We start from the raw sequence: 3,825 nt of genomic DNA on the forward strand, positions 1-3,825 counted from the left end.
AAGTTGCAAATTACATCCGAAATTCTTGGTCTAATAAAGCAGATAAGGTGTCATCTAAATCGGTCACAGAAATTCGTGCTAAGTATAAGAGTAGAGAAAGAGCATTTTCGGAAGCTGAACTAAATCAATAATGGACCATATTCAGCTGATTTTTATTCATTTTAATGAAAACCCTTGCATCATGGAATTGTTTTCTTTAAGCACATCAATAAAATTTTAGATAAATCATGCAAAATTTTGCTCCAATAGCACTTTTCGTTTATAATCGTCCGGAGCATACACGGCGAACGATTAAGTTTTTGCAGCAAAATTTATTGGCTGAAGAATCTCGTCTTTATATTTTTTCTGATGCCGCAAAAGACCCTAATAATCAGAAACTCGTAGATGAGGTAAGGGAAATTATTCGTACAGTGGATGGTTTTAAGCATGTTGAATTGATTGAGCGTAAAAGTAATCTGGGGCTTGCCAATTCGATTATTGATGGAGTAAGCAGACTTGTTAAGGACTATGGTAAGGTAATTGTATTTGAAGATGATTTGATTAGTTCCATGTACACCCTTCAGTATTTTAACGATGCGCTAAATCGTTATCAGGATGAAGAAAAAGTGATGCATATTGGGGCTTACATGTATCCCCTAAAGGAAGAAAACTTACCCGAAACCTTTTTTTACCGCGCAGCAACTAGTTGGGGGTGGGCAACTTGGGATCGTGCATGGAAAAATTTTGAACCCGATATCGACCTGATAATTAGTCGCTTTGATGAAGAAAAAAAGAATCAATTTTCTATTGATGGCACCATGAATTTTTGGAAACAGATACAAGAATTTAAAAGTGGCAAAAATAATTCATGGGCAATTAGATGGTATGCGTCCATATTTTTAAAAGGGGGGCTCACACTGAATCCCTCCAAATCACTAATTGATAATATCGGACATGATGGCACTGGTATCCATTCGGGCATGAATGACATTTACCATGTGATCATTAATCCGCAGCCAATCCAGTCTTTTCCTGAAAAAATTGAAGAAAATCAGCTCGTTTATCATTCCATTAAAAATTTCCTCAAAAACCGAAAGGGAAGCCTATGGCAAAGAATACTTCGCTTTGCCAAAGAAAAGATAAAGGGAATTTAAGACTTCTTTTTAGCTTCTAATAGGATGTAAGGCGACAAGGCTTTTGATTCAAATGGGAATATTTTAGTAAAAACTTTTCCGATGAACCAAATGGATTTTATGAAGGCTTTTGTGAGACCAGACTTTTGATCTCTATTTTCAAGCCAAACGCTGTAGTTGCCTATGTATGAAGATTTTATAACATCTAGTCCGAGCTCCTCCATAAATTTCTTAAGTAATTTCGGATCCATGCATTCGATGTGGTGTTTTTCATAATTATCCCGATCGAAAGTCTTTTGAACCCATCCATTTACTCCTCTAAAATTGGGCAAAGTAATAAATAAGGTCCCATTCGGATTTAAGAATTCCAAATGTCTTGCTAGGATATCTTTAGTATCCTTAAAATGCTCTATTAGTCCGCAAGAGAGCACCAAATCATATTTTTTTGTTGCTTTGTATTGAAATAAATCAGCTTCAATGAGCGTGATATCATGTTCATTTAAATTATTTTTCTCCAGCACCTTTTTTAGTATTCCAGGGTGGATAAAATAATCGAATAAAGTAGCTTCAACGTGAAGGTATTTTTTCAGGAAAATGGAATAATAGCCTGGAAATCCTCCTAATTCTATGGCAGTTTTGCTTTTATCCTTTAAAACTACTTGTTCTAAGTATTGATGAAAAAGGTAGTTTTTGTCGATTGAAATCGCAAGATCAGGCTTTGATTCCCAGTAATTGGTCCAGAATGTACGGTCGGTTAATTGATTCTCCATGCAATAGCAAAGAAAACAAAAAGATTAGACATGCGCATAAAATTAGGAAGGATTTATGTTTGAGTTCCAATTATCCTAACAATTAGCTTTATGAATTGTATTTTTGGGTAGTGAAAATTATCCATTTAAATACATACGCTGGAAACGGGGGCGCAGGCAGGGCTTGTATGCGACTAAATAATGCTTTGAAAGCTGAGGGGGTGGATTCTGTGTTGGCTGTAAATTTCCTTTTTAGGGATAATCCCGAGGTAGAAAATCTGTCGAAGGGCATTTTTTCAAAATGGTTTACCGCCGCAGGAATTATCATGGAGCGAATGACTGCCAAACTATTCAGCAAAAATGTACCGATTCCATTTTCATTTCCTGTGTGGGGCAGAGATATTTCTAATCTTAAATTACTAAGGTCGGCGGATATTATTCACCTGCACTGGATCAATCATGCATTTTTGCGTCCTGAAGATATCGCAGGCCTATCAAATTTAAATAAACCCATTGTGTGGACCTTCCACGACAGTAATGCCTTTACCGGTGGCTGTCATGTGCGCTACGACTGTGATCATTTTCTTAAAGAATGTGGCAATTGCCCTATTTTAAAATACCCGGGAGCTGATGATAGTTCACATCGGATCTGGAAAAGGAAGTTTAAGGCCTACAGTAAATTGAACTTAAACATCGTTGCTCCAAGTCGCTGGATGGCCGATTCGGTAAGGAAGAGTAGTTTATTGGGATCGGTAGATCTTGTTAACATCCCTAATACCTTAGATACAAGTGTTTTCAAGCCAAGTGAAAAAGTGGATGCCCGCAAGAAATTGGGATTAAATACAGAAAAATTCCTCCTGATGAGTGGGTTTATGCCATCCCGTAAAGACATGCACAAAGGAACTTCCTATTTAAAGGAGGCGATTGAGCTTTTCATTAAAAATCATCAAATTTCACCCGATTCTATTGAATTGATTGTGTTTGGTAATAGAGATGAAAAGAATGTGCCTGATTTTCCGATTGCTACTACTTTTTTAGGCACCATCTCTGATGATGAAAAGCTAGCACTCTGTTATAGTGCCGCTGATGTTTTTTTAGCACCTTCCTTGGAGGATAACTTACCCAATACGGTATTGGAAAGTCTGGCTTGCGGCACTCCAGTGGCAGCTTTTACCACAGGTGGTATTCCTGATATGGTGAGCCACAAACACAATGGTTATTTGGCTGAATATAAATCTTCTGCTGATTTGGCAGCAGGTATTGCTTGGATTTATAAGGAAGCCAATAGAGCTGAATTGAATTTACATGCCCGAAAAACTGTCGAGAATTATTTTTCGGAGCAAATTATTGCCAATAAGCATATTGAATTGTATAAATCTTTGTTAAATAAGCATGTTTCAGCCTAAATTAAGCGTCATTACGATTGTTTACAATAATGTGCGTGATATTGAACGTACGGTGCTTTCAGTGCTCAATCAAACCTATCCCAATATCGAATACTTGGTGATTGATGGAGCTTCAAGTGATGGTACTTTGGATATCCTGAAGCACTATGAATCTCGTATTACCACGCTTATTTCTGAGAAGGATAGTGGTATTTATGATGCTATGAATAAGGGTTTGGCTTTGGCAAAGGGTGATTATGTTTTGTTCATGAATTCGGGGGATGAGATTTATGCTCTAGATACCGTTGAGAAGCTATTTGCGAGCAGTGCAGATGCGGATATTTACTATGGCGAGACTGAAATGTACGATGAAGATTGGAATAGTTTGGGGCAAAGACGGCATAAAGCACCTGAAGCTTTTACTTGGCGCGACTTTAAATATGGGATGAGTATTAGTCACCAGGCAATTTACATCCGAAAATCACTGACAGAGCCTTACGATTTAAGCTATAAATTGAGTTCTGATATTGATTGGATATTGAAAGCAGCGAAAAAGGCAAAAAGGATAGTTAATGTGAA

General features: G+C 37.3%; 4 protein-coding genes. 3 read left to right on the forward strand and 1 reads right to left on the reverse strand.

The annotated features are described in order from the left end of the window. Positions 1-227 precede the first annotated feature (227 nt). Positions 228-1,133 carry a sugar transferase gene (locus ACILQF_RS11585; protein ID WP_395627564.1) on the forward strand — a complete coding sequence of 302 codons (906 nt, stop codon included), beginning with the start codon at positions 228-230 and terminating at the stop codon, positions 1,131-1,133. On the opposite strand, the gene ACILQF_RS11590 is transcribed toward ACILQF_RS11585, so the two are convergent. Next, on the reverse strand, positions 1,130-1,882 hold the full coding sequence (locus ACILQF_RS11590) for a class I SAM-dependent methyltransferase (protein ID WP_395627565.1): 753 nt from the start codon (positions 1,880-1,882) through the stop codon (positions 1,130-1,132). The genes ACILQF_RS11585 and ACILQF_RS11590 overlap by 4 nt on opposite strands. Before the next feature lie 110 nt (positions 1,883-1,992). On the opposite strand from ACILQF_RS11590, the gene ACILQF_RS11595 reads away from it, so the two are divergent. Then, complete coding sequence (locus ACILQF_RS11595; protein ID WP_395627566.1) at positions 1,993-3,267, forward strand: glycosyltransferase; 1,275 nt, start codon at positions 1,993-1,995, stop codon at positions 3,265-3,267. Then, the coding region (locus ACILQF_RS11600; RefSeq protein ID WP_395627567.1) for a glycosyltransferase family 2 protein at positions 3,254-3,825 on the forward strand (572 nt) is incomplete at its 3' end. The genes ACILQF_RS11595 and ACILQF_RS11600, both read left to right, overlap by 14 nt.

The sequence above is a fragment of the Daejeonella sp. genome, from assembly GCF_044232565.1.
Lineage (GTDB): Bacteria > Bacteroidota > Bacteroidia > Sphingobacteriales > Sphingobacteriaceae > Daejeonella.

What these genes read in the sequence shown, in the direction of transcription:
- ACILQF_RS11585 (WP_395627564.1), top strand. Translation starts at nt 228, where the DNA reads ATGCAAAATTTTGCTCCAATAGCACTTTTCGTTTATAATCGTCCGGAG.
- ACILQF_RS11590 (WP_395627565.1), bottom strand. Translation starts at nt 1,882, where the DNA reads ATGGAGAATCAATTAACCGACCGTACATTCTGGACCAATTACTGGGAA.